General features: G+C 69.2%; 19 protein-coding genes. 4 read left to right on the top strand and 15 right to left on the bottom strand.

Annotation, left to right across the window (positions count from 1 at the left end):
* Positions 1 to 55: 55 nt before the first annotated feature.
* The 6 genes from ACV22Z_RS16080 to ACV22Z_RS16055 form a co-directional block, all read right to left on the bottom strand.
* Complete coding sequence (locus ACV22Z_RS16080; RefSeq protein WP_448077274.1) at positions 56 to 766, bottom strand: CoxG family protein; 711 nt, start codon at positions 764 to 766, stop codon at positions 56 to 58.
* A gap of 28 nt (positions 767 to 794) precedes the next feature.
* Positions 795 to 1,154 (bottom strand): DUF427 domain-containing protein, encoded by a 360-nt coding sequence (locus ACV22Z_RS16075; protein WP_448077296.1) that lies wholly within the window; start codon positions 1,152 to 1,154, stop codon positions 795 to 797.
* Positions 1,155 to 1,296: 142 nt separating this feature from the next.
* Positions 1,297 to 1,734 carry a carboxypeptidase regulatory-like domain-containing protein gene (locus tag ACV22Z_RS16070; protein WP_448077273.1) on the bottom strand — a complete coding sequence of 146 codons (438 nt, stop codon included), beginning with the start codon at positions 1,732 to 1,734 and terminating at the stop codon, positions 1,297 to 1,299.
* 125 nt (positions 1,735 to 1,859) lie between these two features.
* Positions 1,860 to 3,338, bottom strand: a complete 1,479-nt coding sequence (locus tag ACV22Z_RS16065; RefSeq protein ID WP_448077272.1) for a DegQ family serine endoprotease — start codon at positions 3,336 to 3,338, stop codon at positions 1,860 to 1,862.
* A gap of 188 nt (positions 3,339 to 3,526) precedes the next feature.
* Complete coding sequence (locus ACV22Z_RS16060; protein WP_448077271.1) at positions 3,527 to 4,864, bottom strand: ATP-binding protein; 1,338 nt, start codon at positions 4,862 to 4,864, stop codon at positions 3,527 to 3,529.
* A 3-nt stretch (positions 4,865 to 4,867) separates the two neighbouring features.
* Complete coding sequence (locus ACV22Z_RS16055) at positions 4,868 to 5,530, bottom strand: response regulator (RefSeq protein ID WP_021164091.1); 663 nt, start codon at positions 5,528 to 5,530, stop codon at positions 4,868 to 4,870.
* Positions 5,531 to 5,816: 286 nt separating this feature from the next.
* On the opposite strand from ACV22Z_RS16055, the gene dacB reads away from it, so the two are divergent.
* The 3 genes from dacB (at position 5,817) to ACV22Z_RS16040 (ending at position 9,719) form a co-directional block, all read left to right on the top strand.
* Positions 5,817 to 7,349: a D-alanyl-D-alanine carboxypeptidase/D-alanyl-D-alanine endopeptidase gene (dacB, locus tag ACV22Z_RS16050; RefSeq protein WP_448077270.1), complete on the top strand. Its 1,533-nt coding sequence runs from the start codon at positions 5,817 to 5,819 to the stop codon at positions 7,347 to 7,349.
* Positions 7,350 to 7,572: 223 nt separating this feature from the next.
* The gene (locus tag ACV22Z_RS16045) at positions 7,573 to 8,490 is read left to right on the top strand and encodes a sterol desaturase family protein (RefSeq protein WP_448077269.1); all 918 of its coding nucleotides are present in this window, start codon (positions 7,573 to 7,575) and stop codon (positions 8,488 to 8,490) included.
* 92 nt (positions 8,491 to 8,582) lie between these two features.
* A complete protein-coding gene (locus ACV22Z_RS16040; protein WP_448077268.1) occupies positions 8,583 to 9,719 on the top strand; it encodes an SGNH/GDSL hydrolase family protein in 1,137 nt (378 codons plus the stop codon).
* A 212-nt stretch (positions 9,720 to 9,931) separates the two neighbouring features.
* On the opposite strand, the gene ACV22Z_RS16035 is transcribed toward ACV22Z_RS16040, so the two are convergent.
* The 6 genes from ACV22Z_RS16035 to pyk all read right to left on the bottom strand — a co-directional run bounded on the left by ACV22Z_RS16035 (position 9,932) and on the right by pyk (position 16,736).
* Positions 9,932 to 10,960, bottom strand: a complete 1,029-nt coding sequence (locus ACV22Z_RS16035) for an L-threonylcarbamoyladenylate synthase (protein ID WP_448077267.1) — start codon at positions 10,958 to 10,960, stop codon at positions 9,932 to 9,934.
* A gap of 11 nt (positions 10,961 to 10,971) precedes the next feature.
* Positions 10,972 to 12,165, bottom strand: coding sequence for a 5-(carboxyamino)imidazole ribonucleotide synthase (locus ACV22Z_RS16030; RefSeq protein ID WP_448077266.1), 1,194 nt, complete (start codon positions 12,163 to 12,165; stop codon positions 10,972 to 10,974).
* A 158-nt stretch (positions 12,166 to 12,323) separates the two neighbouring features.
* Complete coding sequence (gene purE / locus ACV22Z_RS16025; RefSeq protein ID WP_006413303.1) at positions 12,324 to 12,845, bottom strand: 5-(carboxyamino)imidazole ribonucleotide mutase; 522 nt, start codon at positions 12,843 to 12,845, stop codon at positions 12,324 to 12,326.
* 19 nt (positions 12,846 to 12,864) lie between these two features.
* The gene (locus ACV22Z_RS16020; protein WP_448077265.1) at positions 12,865 to 13,755 is read right to left on the bottom strand and encodes a phosphoribosylaminoimidazolesuccinocarboxamide synthase; all 891 of its coding nucleotides are present in this window, start codon (positions 13,753 to 13,755) and stop codon (positions 12,865 to 12,867) included.
* Between the two features lie 198 nt (positions 13,756 to 13,953).
* Entirely contained in the window at positions 13,954 to 15,018 is a 1,065-nt protein-coding gene (gene fba, locus ACV22Z_RS16015) for a class II fructose-bisphosphate aldolase (protein ID WP_084905231.1), read from the bottom strand.
* 281 nt (positions 15,019 to 15,299) lie between these two features.
* Positions 15,300 to 16,736 (bottom strand): pyruvate kinase, encoded by a 1,437-nt coding sequence (pyk, locus tag ACV22Z_RS16010; protein ID WP_448077264.1) that lies wholly within the window; start codon positions 16,734 to 16,736, stop codon positions 15,300 to 15,302.
* On the opposite strand from pyk, the gene ACV22Z_RS16005 reads away from it, so the two are divergent.
* Entirely contained in the window at positions 16,735 to 16,863 is a 129-nt protein-coding gene (locus ACV22Z_RS16005; RefSeq protein WP_256250499.1) for a hypothetical protein, read from the top strand. The two genes, pyk and ACV22Z_RS16005, sit on opposite strands and share 2 nt — an antisense overlap.
* A gap of 157 nt (positions 16,864 to 17,020) precedes the next feature.
* Here the strand turns inward: ACV22Z_RS16005 and ACV22Z_RS16000 are convergent, their stop codons facing one another.
* The 3 genes from ACV22Z_RS16000 to ACV22Z_RS15990 all read right to left on the bottom strand — a co-directional run bounded on the left by ACV22Z_RS16000 (position 17,021) and on the right by ACV22Z_RS15990 (position 19,527).
* The gene (locus tag ACV22Z_RS16000; RefSeq protein WP_448077263.1) at positions 17,021 to 18,217 is read right to left on the bottom strand and encodes a phosphoglycerate kinase; all 1,197 of its coding nucleotides are present in this window, start codon (positions 18,215 to 18,217) and stop codon (positions 17,021 to 17,023) included.
* Positions 18,218 to 18,451: 234 nt separating this feature from the next.
* Positions 18,452 to 18,775, bottom strand: a complete 324-nt coding sequence (locus ACV22Z_RS15995; RefSeq protein WP_448077262.1) for an AzlD domain-containing protein — start codon at positions 18,773 to 18,775, stop codon at positions 18,452 to 18,454.
* On the bottom strand, positions 18,772 to 19,527 hold the full coding sequence (locus ACV22Z_RS15990) for an AzlC family ABC transporter permease (protein WP_448077261.1): 756 nt from the start codon (positions 19,525 to 19,527) through the stop codon (positions 18,772 to 18,774). The genes ACV22Z_RS15995 and ACV22Z_RS15990 overlap by 4 nt, the downstream gene beginning before the upstream one ends.
* Positions 19,528 to 19,635 lie beyond the last annotated feature (108 nt).

Below are 19,635 nucleotides of genomic sequence, written 5' to 3'. Positions count from 1 at the left end.
GCCGCCGGGCCGCCGCCGACAGCGGCCGGGGCCGGGGCCGGGGCCGGACGGACGTTCAGCCGCCGTTGAACCAGCGTGCCGCGTAGAGCAGCAACGCGACGAACACGATCATCGCCGCCCATGCCCACACGGGCAACGGGCCCGACCCGCGATGAGGGAGCGCGCTGGCCGCGCGCCCGGTCAGCGCGCTGCCGAGATGCTGCAACGATGAACGCTTCATCGCACCCGCCAGCGACGCGGGCCGCAGGAACACGTACTGGCGCCGCTGCGGGCTCGTGCGCGCACGGTTCGGCGCGAGACCGTGCTTGGCCTGCACGACCGCGCAGAATTCGCTGAAGAAATCGTCGGCCCATTCGCGCAGCGCGTTCTCGATCTGCCGCACCGGCAGTTCGGCAAGCGGCCCGGTCGCCGTCGCCCACACCACGTACTCGATGCGGGTGGCGTCCGCATCGTCCGACTCGGGAAACAGCACGAGCTCGATCTGGCCACGCAGCGCGCCGATGCCGTCCGCGCGCGCCTTGAAGCTCAGGACCCGGCGCGGCTGCCCTTCCGCATCGCCCTGCTCGCCCGCGACATGCGCACGTACGTCGTAGCGCGCCCGCAGCGGACCGAGCGGCACCGTCAGCGCCAGCGCGTACTCGCCGTGCGCGAGCAACGCGAACGATTCGCAATGGTCGAAGCTCGCGCGCAACAGCGCGATGTCCTCCAGCGCCTCCGTGACGACCGACGGCGCAAGCGGAATGCGTAATGCGTCGTTCAGTTCCATGATGCCTCCCCGATGAACGCTCGCCGCATCAGGACGTTTCGACCAGACTGTCGACCCGTGCGGCGTCGAAGGCGACATAGCGCGCGAGCGCCCTTGCCCCCTCCTCCGGTTCCTCGTAACTCCATGCGGCGTTTTCGATGACGCCGTCTTCCGTCTGCAAATCGAAGTAGCTCGCGTAACCCTTGATGCCGCCGACGGCCGTCGAGGCCGACCGCACGAGCCGACGCATGTTGACGTCGGTGCGGGGCAGGTAATGGACGTCCGGCATGCCGGCCTCGCGCACGGTCAGCGCGCCGACGGAATCGGCGTACGTAATCCCCCGATGGATCACGCGCACGCGATGGCGGTTCGGCACGATTTCGAAGCGAGGATCGGCTGGATCGGACATCGTTCTCCCCTGCGGACGGCCCGGCAGGCTGGCCAGGGCGGGCACCACAAACGAAAAAGCCACGGCACGAGCGCCGTGGCTTTCCATTATGGGCGAAAGTCGCACGAATTGCGCGACCGCGGCTATCGCCGCACGATATCGATTATTTCGCGCTCCACGTGAATGCCTGCTTCGTGCCGCCCTTCGCGCCGACCGTCACGTCGTGCGCCTCGTCCTTGCCTTGGTACGACGCATTCACCGTATAGCGGCCCGGCGGCAGTTTCACGAGCATGTACGGCCCGTGCGCGTCGGTCTTCAGCACTTCGGTGCCCTTCGCGTCGGTAATCCGCACGTGAACGTCGGCGACGAATTCGCCGCCCGCGCCCGTGAAGCGCAACGCGAGCGGCCACGCCGATTCGTTGCGCTGGAATGCGGTCGACTCGTCCTGTCCGATGCCGCCCGACACGAAGGTGACGTCGCCCTGTTGATGTGCGGCGGGCAAGCCGTCCGACTGCGCGTACGCGCCGGTTGCGCCGGCCGCGATGCCGGCGGCCAGCGCCGCGGCGATCGCGAATCGGGACAGTCTGCGTGGATGTTGCATGGCTCTCTCCTCTTGGGTCGGAAGCGATGCCGGGCACCACGGTGCGCGAAGCGGACGGCGCCGCCGCGCCCGGCCTGAGGCCTGTTCGCGCCGGCAAGGTGCCGAAAGGCGCTGGAAAGCGCCGGTCAGCTCAGGTCGACCGGCACGAAGATCTGCGCATTATCGCGCTGGATCAGCAGCGCCAGGCTGTTGCCGGCGTTCTTCACCGCGTCGCGCAGCTGCTCGGGGCTCGTGACCGGCCGGCCGTTCACCGCGAGGATCACGTCGCCCGGCTGGATGCCCGCGCTCGCCGCAGGGCCGCCGGCCTGCTGCACGATCAGCCCGTGCGACAGCTGCGTTGCATTGCGCTCCTGCGGCGTGAGCGGCCGCACCGCGACGCCGAGACGCCCCTGCTCGACCGGACCGCCATCGTTCGACGCGACCTTGGCGTCCGTCATCGAGCCGAGCGTCACGCTGACCGTCTTCTTCGACTTGTCGCGCCAGATCTGCAGCTCGGCCTTCGAGCCGGGCTTCAGGCCCGCGATCTGCGACGGCAGCGTCGTCGAATCGGCGACGGGCGAACCGTTGACCGACAGAATCACGTCGCCCGGCTGCAGGCCCGACTTCGCGGCCGGGCCGCTCGGGTCGACCGAGCTGACGAGCGCGCCGTCCGGCTTCGGCAGCCCGAACGAGCTGGCCAGCGTCTGGTTCAGCCCCTGCACCGCGACGCCGAGGCGGCCGCGGCTCACGTGGCCGGTCTTCACGAGCTCGTCCTTGACCTTGATCGCCTCGTTGATCGGGATCGCGAACGACAGCCCCTGGAAGCCACCCGTCTGCGAATAGATCATCGAGTTGATGCCGATCACCTCGCCCTTCAGGTTGAACAGCGGCCCGCCCGAGTTGCCGGGGTTCACCGGCACGTCGGTCTGGATGAACGGCGTGTAGTTCTCGTCGGGCAGCGCACGCGACTTCGCGCTGATGATGCCGGAGGTCACCGTGTTGTCGAAGCCGTACGGCGAGCCGATCGCGACCACCCACTGGCCGACCTTGCTCTGCGCCGGATCGCCGATCTTCACCGTCGGCAGCCCGCTCGCGTCGATCTTCAGCACCGCGACGTCGGACTGCTTGTCGGCGCCGACGACCTTCGCCTTGTATTCGCGCTTGTCGGTCAGCTTCACGGTCACGACGTTCGCGCCGTCGATCACGTGCGCGTTGGTGAGGATGTAGCCGTCCGGGCTGATGACGAACCCCGAGCCGAGGCTCGCGCTCGGCTGGTCGTCCGGCTGCGCGTCACCGCCCATGCCCGGCACCTGGCCGTAGAAGTGCTTGAAGAACTGGTAGAACGGGTCGCTGGGGTCGACCGGCAGCTGCGGCACGCGCCGCGACACCTGCTTCACCACGTGCTTCGCGCTGATGTTCACGACCGCCGGGCCATAGGTCTCCACCAGACCGGAGAAGTCCGGGATGCCGGTTTTCGCGGCCGCTTCGGCCGGCATCAGCGCGGCCGCCTGCGCGGGCGAGATGATCTGCGGATCGGCATGCCGGGTGCCCGCGACATAGCCGGCGGACAGCGCGGCCGCCACGGCGACCGCAACGGCACCGCGCGCAAGGAATCGGGTGTTCATCGTAGGACCTCCTCTTTCGTTACAACGCAGCGTAACGGCACTGACTTAAAGGAGGCTTAATCGGCCTCGAGCGGGGACCAAGCAGGGCCTGACCCGCTTGATCGGCCCGTTTGCACGGCATCGACGCGCCGGCCTGCGGCCGGCGCCCGCCACCCGGGGATCGATCCGGGATCCCCGGCCAGCCGGCCTCAGACGGCCGCGGGCGCCTCCACCGGCACCTCGGCGTCGCGGAACACGACGCTGACGAGCAGGCCGCCCGCCGCCGCGTCGCCGAGCGACACCGTCGCGCCCTGCTGCATCGCGACCCGCTTGACGATCGCGAGCCCGAGCCCGCTGCCCGACACGTCGGTGCGGGCGCGCGCGGCGCTGTCCCGGTAGAAGCGGTCGAACACGCGCTCGCGCTCGTCGGCCGGGATGCCCGGCCCGCTGTCGCCGATCTGCACGCATGCGCGGCCGGCCGCATCGCGCGCGAGCGACACGTCGATGCGGCCGCCGTCCGGCGTGTACTTGACCGCGTTGTCGAGCAGGTTGCCGAACATCACGCGCAGCGCGGCGACGTCGGCGACGACCTTTGCCGGCTGCGCATCTTCGAAGCCGAGGTCGATGTGGCGCCGCTGCGCGAGCGGCGCGTGCGCGGCCACGCACTCGACAAGCAGCGCCTGCAGGTCGATCGCCTCGCGCACGGTGCCGCCGTCCGGCTCCGCGCGGGCCAGCGCGAGCAGTTGCTCGGCAAGGCGCGTCGCGCGTGTCACGCCGTCCTGCAGGTCGACGAGCGCCTCGCGGCGCGCGTCGTCGTCCCGTGCACGGGCGACGAGCTGCGCCTGGATCTGCACGGCCGCGAGCGGCGTGCGCAGTTCGTGCGCGGCATCGGCGACGAACGCCTTCTGCGTGTCGAGCGCGGCCGACAGCCGCGCAAGCAGCCGGTTCAGCGCCTGCACGAGCGGCTGCACCTCGAGCGGCAGTGGCGAATCGGGCAGCGGATCGAGCGCCTCGGGCTGGCGCGCCTCGACCGCGCGGGTCACGCGGCGCAGCGGCGCGAGCCCGCGCCCGACGATCATCCACACGGCCGCGCCGAGGAACGGCAGCAGCACGATCAGCGGCCACAGCGTGCGCAGCGCGACGTTCGCCGCGAGCCGGTTGCGCACCGACACCGGCTGCGCGAGCTGCACGACGTTGTCGCCGACGATCGCGCCGTACACGCGCCATTCGCCGCGGTCGGTGCGCTCGGTCGAGAAGCCGAGCTCGGCGCGCGGCGCGATCGGCGCGCGCGGATGCGAGAAGTACATGAGCACGCCGTTGCGGTTCCAGATCTGGATCACGATGCCTTCGTCGCCGTTGGTGCGCGAGCCGAACACCTGCGAAAACGGCTCGGACGGCAGCGCCGCGGCAATTTCCTGCAGCTGGTAGTCGAACAGCTCGTTCGCCTCGGCGAGCGCCTGCCGGTAGATCAGCCAGCCGGCGAGACCGACGCCCGCGACGACGATCGCCAGCAGCCAGATCAGCAATTGATGACGGATCGACCTCACGCGTCAGCTTTCCTTGACGACCATGTAGCCGAGCCCGCGCACGTTGCGGATCAGGTCCGAGCCGAGCTTCTTGCGCAGCGCGTGGATATAGACCTCGACCGTGTTGCTGCCGATCTCCTCGCCCCAGCCGTACATCTTCTCCTCCAGCTGGCTCTTCGACAGCACCGCGCCCGGCCGCGCGAGCAGCGCTTCGAGCAGCGCGAACTCGCGCGCCGACAGCGCGACGGGCGCGCCGTCGAGCGTCACCTGGTGCGAAGCGGGATCGAGCGTCAGCGCGCCGTGGCGGATCAGCGACTCGCTGCGCCCCGCCTGGCGGCGGATCAGCGCGCGCATCCGCGCGCCCAGTTCGTCGAGGTCGAACGGCTTGACGAGGTAGTCGTCGGCGCCCGCGTCGAGGCCCTTCACGCGATCGGCAACCGCATCGCGCGCGGTGACGATCAGCACCGGCAGCGCCAGCCCGCGCGCGCGCAGCGTGCGCAGCACGTCGATGCCGTCGCGCTTCGGCAACCCGAGGTCGAGCAGCAGCAGGTCGTACGTTTCGCCGCCGAGCGCGGTGAGCGCCGCGTCGCCGTCCTGCACCCAGTCGACAGCGAAACCGTCCGAGCGCAGCGCCTTGCGCACGCCTTCGGCGATCATCCGGTCGTCTTCGACAAGCAATATCCGCATCTGGGTCGGCATCCATGGGACGAGTGAAACATGCCGACCATTGTAGCGCCGCGCATCGCGCACGCGGCACGTGGGTGGCACATGGGCGGCGCGCGGGGGCATGCGGGCGGCACGCGGACGACAAAGCGCGGGCCGAGCGGACGTGAGCGGGACGGCCGGCCCGGGGAACCCGCCCGCCCGGCCACGCTGAAGACGATTTCGTCGGACCGGTGCGCACTTGTCTCTACAATGTGCGCTTTGGCGCCGCGCGCGGCTTGCCCGTACCCCCGCTTTTCCGTATTCGTCCATGCCGATTTTCGCCCTTTCCGCCCGGCTCGCGCCGCGCGCCCGCCTCTGCGCGCGTGCAGCCGCCGTCCTCGCCACCTGCACCGCCCTCACCTTCGCGCCGCCCGCGCAAGCCCGCAAGAAGCCGCACCAGGCACCGCACAAAACGGCCGTCGTGTCTCCCGCCGCGCGCGCGGCCGGCCTGCCGCCGTCCGTGCTCGTCGCGCTGCAGCGCGCGAAGGTGCCCGCATCGGCGATGAGCGTCGTCGTCGAGCGGGTCGGCGATCCGGAGCCGCTCGTCGCATGGAACGCAAGCCGCCCGATGCTGCCCGCGTCGACGATGAAGCTCGTCACCACGTATTCGGGCCTGTCGATCCTCGGCCCCGACTTCCGCTGGCGCACGACCGCGTATGCGGACGGCCCGGTCGACCCGGACGGCACGCTGCAGGGCAACCTCTACGTGAAGGGCACGGGCGACCCGAAGCTCGTGCCCGAGGAGCTGATCGACCTCGTCGACAAGATCCGCAAGGCCGGCATCAAGCGCGTGAACGGCGGCCTCGTGCTCGACAAGACCTACTTCGCGGCGTCGACGCGCGACCTGCCGGCGTTCGACGACGATACGAGCGCGCCGTACAACGTCGGCCCGGACCCGCTGCTGTACGCATTCAAGGCGGTGTCGTTCACGGTGACACCCGGCGACGACGGCAAGGTCGCGGTCGACGTGCTGCCGCCGCTCGCGAACCTGTCGATCGACAACCAGCTTTACGAGGGCAGCGGCTCGTGCGGCGCGGCGGCGTCGGCCGCGCGCCCGACGCTGACGGCGGGCGACGGCATGCTGACCGCGTCGTTCGCGGGCGACGTCCCGCTGCGCTGCGGCGCACGCACGACGAACCTCGCGATCCTCGACCACACGACGTTCTTCGCGCGCGGCTTCCTCGCGCTGTGGCAGCAGGACGGCGGCACCATCGCGGGCCCGGTCAGCGAAGGCAAGGTGCCGACGACCGCGCGGCCGCTCGCCGTGCACCAGAGCCCCGTGCTCGGCAGCATCGTCTACGACATCAACAAGTTCAGCAACAACGTGATGGCGCGCAACCTGTTCCTGACGATCGGCGCGGTGACCGGCAAGCCGCCCGCGACGCCCGACCAGTCGAGCCGCGCGATCCGCGCATTCCTGCAGAAGAGCGGCATCGCGATGCCGGAGCTCGTGCTCGACAACGGCTCCGGGCTGTCGCGCGACGAGCACGTAAGCGCGCAGTCGCTCGCCGCGCTGCTGCAGGCCGCGAACGCGAGCCCGGTCGCACAGGCGTTCATCGATTCGCTGCCGATCGCCGGCATCGACGGGACGATGAAGAACCGGCTCACCAACGCAGGCGTGCTCGGCAACGCGCACATCAAGACCGGCACGCTGCGCGACGTGCGCGCGATCGCGGGCTACGTCGCAGGCGCGGACGGCCAGAGCTACGTCGTCGTCAGCTTCATCAACGACGAACACGCGGAAGCCGCGCGCGTCGCGCACGACAGCCTGCTCGAATGGGTGTACGCGGGCGCGCACTGACCTGAGGCGGTCGCACGCGACCGGACTCCCCCAAAAAACAGGGCCGCACCGCGCAACCCCGCGCGGCGCGGCTTCGGTAGAAACCCTGTCCTCAGAGGGAACCCTCTACGCTCCCCCCTCGCCTAGCGCGACCCGATTGCGTAGGCTGTTGGCCTGACCAATATTGAAAATCGGGCCGAACGCCCGGCCTCGAGGCTTGCAGGGGAAAGGAGGAGACACGCCCATGCGATTCGACGTCGAATTGCTACTGCTCGCGCTGGCGCCCGTCTTCCTGCTCTGCATCGGCTGGGAAGCCTGGCACCTCGCCCGCACCCGTCCGCAGGACGCCGTCTACGGCTGGCGCGACACGCTGTGCAACGCGGCGCTCGCGCTGATGCACCAGGGCGCGGACAAGCTCGCATGGCTGTTCGTCATTCCCGTGTATGCGTACTGTTACCGGCATTTCCGCCTGTTCACCTGGCAGGACGGCTGGCTGTCGTTCGCCGTACTGTTCGTCGGGCAGGACCTGCTCTACTATGTGTTCCATCGCGCGAGCCATCGCGTGCGCTGGCTGTGGGCCGCACACGTCGTGCACCACTCGTCCGAGCGGATGAACTTCTCGACCGCGTTTCGCCAGAGCCTGATGTACCCGGTCGCGGGCATGTGGCTGTTCTGGCTGCCGCTCGCGTTCCTCGGCTTCCCGTCGCAGCAGATCGTCGGCATCGTGCTGATCAACCTCGCGTTCCAGTTCTTCGTCCACACGCAGGCGTTCGGCAAGCTCGGCTGGCTCGAATACGTGTTCAACACGCCGTCGATCCACCGTGCGCACCATGCGCGCAACGCGCGCTACATCGACCGCAATTACGCAGGCGTGCTCGTGATCTGGGATCGCCTGTTCGGCAGCTATGTCGAGGAGACCGCGGACGATCCGCCGCAATACGGGATCGTCGAGCGGCTCGGCTCGAACAATCCGCTCGTCGCGACGTTCCACGAATGGGGGTCGATGGCCGCCGATGCGTGGCGCGTCGCGGGGTGGCGCAACAAGCTGCGGGCGGTTTTCGGTCCGCCCGAATGGGCGAGCGCCTATCATGCACGGATCGCCGATGCCGTGCTGGACGATCCGCGAGCCGCGGCCCCGATGGCCGCGAACCGGGGCAAATAGAACCATTTCAGCCAACGGCCGCCGCGTGACCCGAACCTGAGCGGGCGCGGCAGATGACAGACATCAGGCCATATCTACGAGGAGATCGATCCATGCAACAACAACGACGCGCACCGTCCCGCACCCGCCACCGCCTGCTGCGCACCGCGCAACTCGCGATCGCCGGCGCCGCGTTCGCGCTGCTCGCCGCATGCGGCGGCGGCGACGACAACAACAGCAGCGCGTCCAGTACGCCGCCGTCCGGCGTGAAGATGCAGATCGTGTCGTTCGGCGACAGCCTGTCCGACGCCGGCACGTATTCGCAGATCCTGCTCGGCTTCGGCGGCGGCCGCTTCACGACCAACCCGGGCCAGGTCTGGCCGCAGCTCGTCGCGACCTATTACGGCGACACGCTGCAGCCGGCCAACCAGGGCGGCTTCGGCGTGCCGCTGCAGGCAACGGGCGGCCTCGGCTACGCGCAGGGCGGCGCGCGCGTCACGCAGCAGCCGGGCATCGGCCACGCGGACGCAAGCGTGCCGAACTCGGATTATGCGCAAGCCACGACGATGCCGATCGCCGACCAGCTCAAGCAGTACCTGACGCAGCACGGCAGCTTCAACGCAGGCCAGATCGTGCTGCTCAACGGTGGCGCGAACGACATCTTCTATCAGGCGCAGGTCGCGCAGGCACAAGGCAACACGCCAGCCGCGCAGCTCGCGGCGGCCCAGGCGATCGGGCTCGCCGCGCAGCAGTACGCAGGCATCGTCCAGCAGATCGTCGCGGCGGGCGGCACGCACGTGTTCGTGTCGAACATGCCGGACATCGGCGGCACGCCGCTCGCGGTCTCGAGCGGTACGCAGGCCACCTTCACGCAGTTGTCGGGGCTGTTCAACCAGACGCTCGTCGCGGCGCTGCAGGCGCTCAAGGTCGACACGACCAAGTACGTGCTGATGGACGTTTTCACGTGGCAGGACGGCATCACGGCCAATTACCAGGCGAACGGCTTCACCGTGTCGAATACGGGCACCGCGTGCAACCTGCAGGCGATGATCAACGCGGCGAAGGCGTTCGGCGCGCCGATGCCGTCGGCATTCGGTTCGTCGCTGTTCTGCTCCCCGCAGACCTACACGACGGCGAACGCGGACCAGACCTACATGTTCGCCGACACGGTGCACCCGTCGACGCACTTGGGTCAGTTGACCGCACAGTTCGTCGAGAAGCAGATCGCGGCGACCGGCGTCGGCAAGTAAGCTCCGCGTCCGGTCCGCGCAGCTGCTGCGGACCGGACGACAGACGCTTCGCGCCTGCGAACGCAAACGAAAACGAAAACGCCCGACCGGGTTCACCGGTCGGGTGTTTGTGTTTCCGGGTGTCCGATCCTGACTTGCCGTGCGCTACGCGTTCGCCGGCCAGCGCAGACAAGTGACGACCCACGGCATCGCAACGTGTGTCGCTACCGCGATCACCCCTGCGCTTCGAACGCCGCCGCCGCGCGGCCGAGGCGATCGTTGACCGCGATCCATTCGACGGTATCCGGCAGCTTCTCGACAAGGATCCGCGCGACGTCCGCGCGGTCGAGCGTGCGCAGCATCCCGTACAGATCGCGCGCATAGGCCTGCGGATCTTCCGGCGCAGCGACGAAGTACACGCCGGCGGCCTGTGCCCAGCGGCCCGCGCGCGATGCGCGGGCGACGAGCGCGACCCGCTCGCCCGCCGCCTGCGCGGCCGCGAGCAGCGGCTCCAGTGCGTCGAACGGCAGCAGCGCGAGCGGCGTGCGCGGCGCGTAATGCGCCTTCAGCGTGCCCGACGCGCGCGGCGCGGTGGCGTCGCTGCCGTCCGGCAGCCGCGGCGCGCGGCCGAGCACGTCGGCGATCTGCTGCGGCGTCACGTGGCCGGGGCGCAGCAGCGCCGGGAAGCCGCGCGACAGGTCGAGGATCGTCGATTCGATGCCGACTTCCGACGGCCCGCCGTCGAGCACGTGCACCGTGTCGCCGAATTCGTCGCGCACGTGCTGCGCAGTCGTCGGGCTCACGTGCCCGAAGCGGTTCGCGGACGGCGCGGCGACCCCGCCGTGCCCGCCGCGCAGCGCGCTGAACGCGGCCAGCAGCGCCTGCGCGACCGGATGCGACGGACAGCGCAGGCCGACCGAGTCCTGCCCGCCGCTCACCGCGTCCGGAATGCGCGGATGGCGCTTCAGGATCAGCGTCAGCGGGCCGGGCCAGAACGCATCGATCAGCTTCTGCGCATCGTCGGGCAATTGCTCGACCCAGTAGCCGGGATCGCCGCCCGGCGGAAGGTGCACGATCACCGGATGATTCGCCGGCCGGCCTTTCGCCGCGTAGATGCGCGCGACGGCGTCGGGATTCGCCGCGTCGCCGCCGAGCCCGTAGACGGTTTCGGTCGGAAACGCGACGAGCTGCCCCGCATCGAGCAGCGCGGCGGCTGCGTCGATCTGCTCGCGCGTCACGGACTTCGGAAGGTCGGTGGACATCGGCACGGCTCTCAGTCGAGCGGCACGCGCAGCAGCTGTGCGCATGCGGTGGCCGCGCCGAGCGCTTCGTCGCGCGTCGCGGCCGTGAAGTTCACGTGACCCATCTTGCGGCCGACGCGTGCGTCCTCCTTGCCGTACAGGTGCAGATGCGCGGCCGGCATCGCCGCGACCTCGTCCCACGGCGGCGTGACGGAAGCATTCGCGCCGCCGTCCGGGAACCACACGTCGCCGAGGATGTTCAGCATCGCGGCCGGCGAATGCTGGCGCGGGTTGCCGAGCGGCATGCGCGTCATCGCGCGCACCTGCTGCTCGAACTGGCTCGTTGCGCACGCATCGACCGTGTAGTGGCCGGAATTGTGCGGGCGCGGCGCCATCTCGTTCGCGACGAACGAGCCATCTTCGAGCACGAAAAATTCGACGCACAGCACGCCGACGTAGCCAAGCGTGTCGGCGATCCGCACCGCGGCCTGCTGCGCCTTTTCGACGAGCGTCGCGTCCGCGGCCGGCGCGGGGACGACCGTCAGCGACAGGATGCCGTTGTGGTGGGTGTTCTGCGCAAGCGGGAACGCGGCCGAACGGCCGTCGGCGCCGCGCGCGATCAGCGCCGACACCTCGTACTTCAGCGGCAGGCGCTTTTCGAGCACGCACGCCACGCCGCCGAGCGCCGCGTGCGCATCGCGCGCCTCCTGCGCGGTGCGCACCCGCACCTGCCCCTTGCCGTCGTAGCCGAGGCGCGCGGTCTTCAGGATGCCCGGCAACACCGCGTCGAGCGCGGCATCGTCGAGCGCGACGAGCGCCGCCGCCGATTCGATCACGACGTGCGGCGCGACCGGCACGCCGGACGCCTCGATGAACCGCTTCTCCGCGATCCGGTCCTGCGCGACCGCGACGCAGCGGCCGGCCGGCGCGACGAACGTCGAGCGCGCGAGGAAATCGAGGCTTGCGGCCGGGACGTTCTCGAACTCGGTCGACACCGCATCGCACAGCTCCGCCAGTTCGGCGAGCGCGGCTTCGTCGTCGTACGCCGCGCGCAGGTGACGATCGGCGACCGCGCCGGCGGGGCTCGTCGGATCGGGATCGAGCACGGCGACGCGATAGCCCATCGATTGCGCGGCGAAGCAGAACATGCGGCCGAGCTGGCCGCCGCCGACCATGCCCAGCCAGGCGCCAGGCAGGATCGGGGAAGTGGATTCAGGAGTGGTCATGTCAGTGGTCGGTCACGGCGGGCGTCGCGCCCGCCGCAGTGAGGACAATGCGGATCGACGGTCCTAAGCTCGGCGGCCGTTTCCCGGGCCGCGCGTTCGGGGAAGGGAGCACCACCGGGAGGCCGACCGCGGCGGCCGCCCCGGATGGGGCCGTCCCATCATTCCAGCGGCGGCAGCACCATCGCGTGCGCTGCTTCGTTCTGGCGCACGCGGAACGCGGCGAGCCGGTTCGCGTAATCGACCGACGTGCCGGACAGGATCGATACCGCGAACAGCGCCGCGTTCGCCGCGCCGGCCTCGCCGATCGCGAAGGTCGCGACGGGCACGCCCTTCGGCATCTGCACGATCGAGTGCAGCGAATCGACGCCCTTCAGGTACTTGCTCGCGACCGGCACGCCGAGCACGGGCACCGTCGTCTTCGCGGCGAGCATGCCGGGCAGGTGCGCGGCGCCGCCCGCGCCCGCGATGATCGCGCGCAGGCCGCGCTCGCGCGCCTTCTCCGCATAGTCGAACATCTCGTCGGGCATCCGGTGCGCGGACACGACCTTCGCCTCGTACGGCACGCCGAACTCCTGCAGGATAGCCACGGCGTGTTTCATCACGTCCCAGTCGGAACTCGAACCCATCAGCACGCCGACGAGCGGCGCGCTGTGCGTGTGGGCGGTCTGGACTTCACTCATTTCGTGTTCCCGTGGATGCTCAGGCGAGCGGCTGGCCGGTGATGCGCTCGAGCGCTTCCTGGTACTTCGCGGCCGTCTTCTCGACGACGTCGGCCGGCAGCGCCGGCGCCGGCGCGGTCTTGCCCCACGGCTGCGCCTCGAGCCAGTCGCGCACGAACTGCTTGTCGAACGACGGCGGGTTGGTGCCGACCTGGTACTGGTCGGCCGGCCAGAAGCGCGACGAATCGGCCGTCAGCACTTCGTCCATCAGGTACAGCTTGCCGTGGTTGTCGAGGCCGAATTCGAATTTCGTGTCGGCGATGATGATGCCGCGCGTCGCCGCGTAGTCGGCCGCTTCCTTGTACAGCTTGATCGAGATGTCGCGGATCGTCGCAGCCAGCTCGGTGCCGATGCGGCGCTCGGTTTCCTCGAACGTGATGTTCTCGTCGTGCTCGCCCATCTCGGCCTTCGCGGCCGGCGTGAAGATCGGCTCGGGCAGCTTCTCTGCGTTCTGCAGGCCTTCCGGCAGCTTGACGCCGCACACGGCGCCCGACGCCTGGTATTCCTTCCAGCCGCTGCCGGCCAGGTAGCCGCGCACGACGGCCTCGATCATGATCGGCTCGAGGCGCTTGACCACCACGCCGCGGCCCTTGACCTGCTCGACCTCGTCGGCCGCGACGACCGCTTCCGGCGCGTCGCCCGTCAGGTGGTTCGGCACGATGTGCGCGAGCTTGTCGAACCAGAAGTTTGCCATCTGGTTCAGCACGCGGCCCTTGTTCGGAATCGGCTCGCCCATGATCACGTCGAAAGCCGACAGGCGGTCGGTCGTGACGATCAGGAGCTTGTCGTTGCCGACCGCGTAGTTGTCGCGGACCTTGCCGCGACCGAGGAGCGGCAGCGAGCGGAGCGTGGATTCGTAGAGGGTAGACATCGTCTTTTCGCAGATAAGGAGCCAAACAAAAAGGGAAACGCCGTTCCCCGCGGCTGGCGGGAACGGCGGCCTTGCGATACTTCGGCGGCCGGCCGGGCGGCAAGGCCCGGGCGGCGCCGGCCGGCCCTTTTTCGGCCGGCGGGACGGTCACGACCGGCGGACATCCGCCGGCCAGCTGCCCCGGATCGTACTACAGTCTCAGCGCACGACTTGCGCGAGCTCGCCGGCCTTGTACTTCTCGGCGATCTTGTCGAGCGAAACCGGCTTGATCTTCGCGGCCTGGCCTTCGCAGCCGAATGCGAGGTAGCGGTCGACGCAAACCTTCTTCGCCGCTTCGCGCGCGGGCTTCAGGTAGTCGCGCGGATCGAACTTGCCCGGGTTTTCGAACAGGTAGCGGCGGATCGCACCGGTGATCGCGAGACGCAGGTCGGTGTCGATGTTGATCTTGCGCACGCCGTGCTTGATGCCTTCCTGGATTTCCTCGACCGGCACGCCGTAGGTTTCCTTCATGTCGCCGCCGAACTGGCGGATTTCTTCCAGCAGCTCCTGCGGCACCGACGACGAGCCGTGCATCACGAGGTGCGTGTTCGGAATGCGCGCGTGGATTTCCTTGATGCGCTGGATCGACAGGATGTCGCCCGTCGGCTTCTTCGAGAACTTGTACGCGCCGTGCGACGTGCCGATCGCGATCGCGAGCGCATCGCACTGCGTGAGCTTCACGAAGTCGGCGGCCTGCTCCGGATCGGTCAGCAGCTGCTCGCGGGTCATCGTGCCCTCGGCGCCGTGGCCGTCTTCCTTGTCGCCCTTCATCGTCTCGAGCGAGCCGAGCACGCCGAGTTCCGCCTCGACCGTCACGCCGATCGAGTGTGCCATCTCGACGACCTTGCGCGACACGTCGACGTTGTACTCGTACGACGCAACCGTCTTGCCGTCCGCCTCGAGCGAACCGTCCATCATCACGCTGGTGAAGCCGCTGCGGATCGCCGCCATGCAGACCGCCGGCGACTGGCCGTGATCCTGGTGCATCACGACCGGGATGTGCGGGTACGACTCGACCGCCGCTTCGATCAGGTGCCGCAGGAACGGCTCGCCCGCGTACTTACGCGCGCCGGCCGACGCCTGCATGATCACGGGTGCGCCGACCTGGTCCGCCGCCGCCATGATCGCCTGGACCTGTTCCAGGTTGTTCACGTTGAAGGCCGGCAGGCCGTAGCCGTGCTCTGCCGCGTGGTCCAGCAATTGACGCATTGATACGAGAGGCATTGTGGAACTCCTTGGAATGAAAACCGGTGCGCCCTGTGCGCCGGCACGGCCCGCGCCCGGGCCCGTGGAACCCTGGGGCAGACCGGCGCGGCCGGGCGTCGAATAGCGGCATTTTATCGCGAAGCGCCTCCGATTCCGACCGCCCGGCGGCGCTCACTCGCATTTTGTTACGTTCGCACGGCACAATACGGACAAAATAAAGAAAAAAACCGCGCGGGGAATCGACCCCGTGCGGTTTTCAGCAAAAAACAGTACCCGATCGGATCGGGCCGCCAGCCGACTCAGTAATGCTCGCCGACCCGGACGATCTTCAGCGTGTTGGTGCCGCCCGCCTGCCCCATCGGCTCGCCGACGGTCAGCACGACCATGTCGCCGCGCGCGACGAGCCCGCGCTGGACGATCAGCTCGATTGCCTGCTGCAGCGCCGCGTCGCGGTCGCTGTTGAAGTCGACGTGCAGCGGCGTGACGTTGCGGAACAGCGACATCGCGCGCTCGCTGCCGACCCGCGGCGTCAGCGCGAAGATCGGCACGTGCGTGTAGTGGCGCGACATCCACAGCGCGGTCGCGCCCGATTCGGTCAGCGCGACGATCGCCTTCGCACCGAGGTGGTACGCGGTGAACAGCGCGCCCATCGCGATCGACTGGTCGATCCGCGTGAACGTGCGGTCGAGGAAATCCTTGTCGAGCTCGACGTGCTCGGACTTCTCGGCCTCGACGCAGACGGCCGCCATCGCCTCGATCGTCACCACCGGGAACTTGCCGGCAGCCGTCTCGGCCGACAGCATCACCGCGTCGGTGCCATCGAGCACCGCGTTCGCGACGTCCGACACTTCCGCGCGGGTCGGCACCGGCGCGTGGATCATCGATTCCATCATCTGCGTCGCGGTGATCACGAGCTTGTTCGACTCGCGCGCCATCCGGATCATGCGCTTCTGCAGCGCCGGCACGGCCGCGTTGCCGACCTCCACCGCGAGGTCGCCGCGCGCGACCATGATACCGTCGGACGCGTCGAGGATGCTCTGCAGCGCCGGGATCGCCTCCGCGCGCTCGATCTTCGCGATCATCTTCGGCTTGATGCCGTACGGCGCGCCCGCGATGTTCGCGAGCTGGCGCGCCATTTCCATGTCGGTTGCGTTCTTCGGGAACGACACCGCGACCAGGTCCGCGCCGAGCGACATCGCGGTGCGGATGTCCTCCATGTCCTTCGCGGTCAGCGCGGGCGCCGACAGCCCGCCGCCCTGCCGGTTGATCCCCTTGTTGTTCGACAGCTCGCCACCCACCTTGACGGTCGTGTGGATCTCCTCGCCGAGCACGCGCTCGACAGTCAGCACGATCAGGCCGTCGTTCAGCAGCAGCACGTCGCCCGGCTTCAGGTCGCGCGGCAGCTCCTTGTAGTCGAGGCCGACGCGATCGTCGTTGCCGAGCTCGCAGCCCGCATCGAGGATGAACGGCTGGCCCGGCACGAGCGTCGTCTTGCCGTTCTCGAACTTGCCGACGCGAATCTTCGGGCCCTGGAGGTCGGCCATGATCGCGATCTCGCGCCCGATCTTGCGGGCGGCCTCGCGTACCATCTCGGCGCGCTGGCGGTGATCATCGGCGGTGCCGTGCGAAAAATTGAGCCGCACGACGTCGAGGCCCGCCTGCATCATCTGCAGCAGAATCTCCGGCGAACTGGAAGCCGGGCCGATCGTGGCGACTATCTTGGTGGCGCGCTGCATGAAACTCCTCATCTGGATCAAGGTGGATGCGCTGGGTGAAACGCTGCGAGAGCCGGATGCGGCAGGCCCAGCGGCGGCCGCTCCGGGGGGCGCGCCGGTGCTTGCGCCCGGCGTCGCTTTGTTCTGAATCTCGTGTTGCAGCACGGCTGCGTCGCCAGCAGCCGCCGGTGCGCGCGGGGCTGTGTTCGCCCGCGCGGGCGCGCGTTTGCGCTTGCCCGCGCCGGCCGTCGGCTCCGCTTTCGCGGAGCGCGCGGCCTTCGTCACCCCTGCGCGCGCCGCCACGCTCAGGCCGCCCGCGTTTCCAGCACTTCCACCGCCGGCAGCTTCTTCCCTTCGAGGAACTCGAGGAAGGCGCCGCCGCCCGTCGAGATGTAGCTGACCTGGTCGTGGATGCCGTACTTCGCGATGGCCGCGAGCGTGTCGCCGCCGCCCGCGATCGAGAACGCGGACGATTTGGCGATCGCGTCCGCGAGCGTCTTGGTGCCGTTGCCGAACTGGTCGAACTCGAACACGCCGACCGGGCCGTTCCACACGACCGTGCCGGCCTTCTCGAGCTGGCTCGCGAGCGCCTTGGCCGTCTCGGGCCCGATGTCGAGGATCATGTCATCGGCTTCGATGTCGGCGACCTTCTTCACGGTCGCGGCGGCCGTCGGCGAGAATTCCTTCGCGGTGACGACGTCGGTCGGGATCGGCACCGACGCGCCGCGCTTGCGCGCTTCGTCGATGATCGCCTTCGCCTCGCCGACGAGGTCGGCTTCCGCGAGCGACTTGCCGATCGGCAGGCCCGCCGCGAGCATGAACGTGTTCGCGATGCCGCCGCCGACGATCAGCTGGTCGACCTTCTCCGCGAGCGACTTGAGGATCGTCAGCTTGGTCGACACCTTCGAGCCGGCGACGATCGCCACCAGCGGGCGCGCCGGGTTGCCGAGCGCCTTGCCGAGCGCGTCGAGTTCAGCGGCGAGCAGCGGGCCCGCGCACGCGACCGGCGCGTACTTCGCGATGCCGTGGGTCGTCGCTTCCGCGCGGTGCGCGGTGCCGAACGCGTCGTTCACGTACACGTCGCAGAGCTTCGCCATCTTCTGCGCGAGCTCGTCCGAGTTCTTCTTCTCGCCCTTGTTCACGCGGCAGTTCTCGAGCAGCACGACCTGGCCCGGCGCGACGCTCACGCCGTTCTCGACCCAGTTCGCGACGAGCGGCACGTCGCGGCCGAGCAGCTCGGCGAGGCGCTTCGCGACCGGCGCGAGCGAATCTTCCGGCTTGAACTCGCCTTCGGTCGGGCGGCCGAGGTGCGACGTGACCATCACCGCCGCGCCGGCGTCGAGCGCGGCCTGGATGGCCGGCACCGACGCGCGCACGCGGGTGTCTTCGGTGATGTTGCCGTGGTCATCCTGCGGGACGTTCAGGTCAGCGCGGATGAAAACGCGTTTGCCGGCGAGCTGGCCCGCGGCGATCAGGTCGGTAAGACGCTTGACTTGGCTCATGTTGGACAGATTGAAGTAGTGGATGGGGAAAGGGGGATGACGCAACACGTGCGCGGGCTGCCGCGGGGGCGCCGGGTGCGGGCCGTGGCTGGCGGTTCCGCATGACGCGCACGGGTAAAAAATCTGGAACGGGCATTCTAGCCGATCCGTCCGGCCGACTGCCCGCGCGGCGGCGAATTCCGCCTATTTGGGATGGCGTGGATTACCGCGATGCAACAATGGCCTGTTTTCATGTCAGGCGATCAGCCGCAGCACGGTAAATACGACCATTCCGACGACGATCGTGCCGAGCATGCTGCGCCGCCACATGAACCAGCCGAAGCCGGCGAGCGCCGCATAGAACTGATGATTGGCGAGCGAGAACGACAGCCCGGCCGGGGTTTCGAGCACGTCGGGCAGCACGACGGCGGCGAGTGCCGCCGCGGGCGCGTAGCGCAGCGCGCGTTGCACGCGCTCGGGCAGCACGGTGCGCTCGCCGCCGATCAGGAACAGCGCGCGCGTGACGGCCGTGACGACCGTCATCCCGACGATGACGATCCAGATGGCTGCGGCGCTCATTCGACCTCCTTCTGCTGCACGGTCTCGGTGCGGATGCGCCGCCAGTCGGCCCGCTCGACGAAGAAGTCGGCGGTGCAGCCGGCCGCGAGCGCGGCCAGCACGGCAAGCGGCAGCGCGAGCCGGTACGGCAGGTCGAACGCGACCAGCGATACGACGCCGGCCACCGCGACGGCGGCGAGCGTCGAGCGGTTCGCGACCGCCGATACCATGATCGGGATCAGCGCGAGCGTGCCGGCGAGTTCGAGCCCCCAGCTCACGGGAAAGAAGCTCGCGAGCAGGATTCCGGCGAGCGACGACACCTGCCACGACAGCCAGCTCGACAGCGCCATCCCCCAGAAATACGCCTCCTTGCCGGGCACGTGGCCGTTCGCGAAGCCCTGTTTCTGGAACAGCAGGTAGATCACGTCGCCGTTGAAGTAGCCGATCGCGAGGCGCCGCCACAGCGGCAGGTAGGAGAAATGGGGCGCGAGCCCGGCGCTGAAGATCACGAAGCGCGTGTTGACCATCGCGGCCGTGAGCAGCACGGTCCAGATCGGCAGCTTCGCCGCAAGGAGCGGCAGCACCGCGAGCTGCGACGAGCCCGCGTAGACGAGGAGCGACATCGCGCTCGCCTGCCCGATCGTCATCACCGACTTGCTCATCGCGATGCCGGTGACGAGCCCCCAGGACAGGATGGCCATCAGCGTGGGTGAATAATCGCGGGCGCCCTGGATCAGCGCGAAGCGGTCGGTGGCGGACAATCGAGCGAGCATGGGAAAGCGCCGCGGCGGGCGGATTGCCGGGGCGCCGGCGCCTCCTGCCGGCCTGCCCCGTCGTCATTGGAATCGGTGCCGGACGATTATAGCCCTGCCCCCTCGCCG

The organism is Burkholderia sp. PU8-34 (assembly GCF_053427725.1).
The sequence above is the reverse complement of the archived record's forward strand: the minus strand, read 5'-3'. Positions and strand labels throughout refer to the sequence as shown.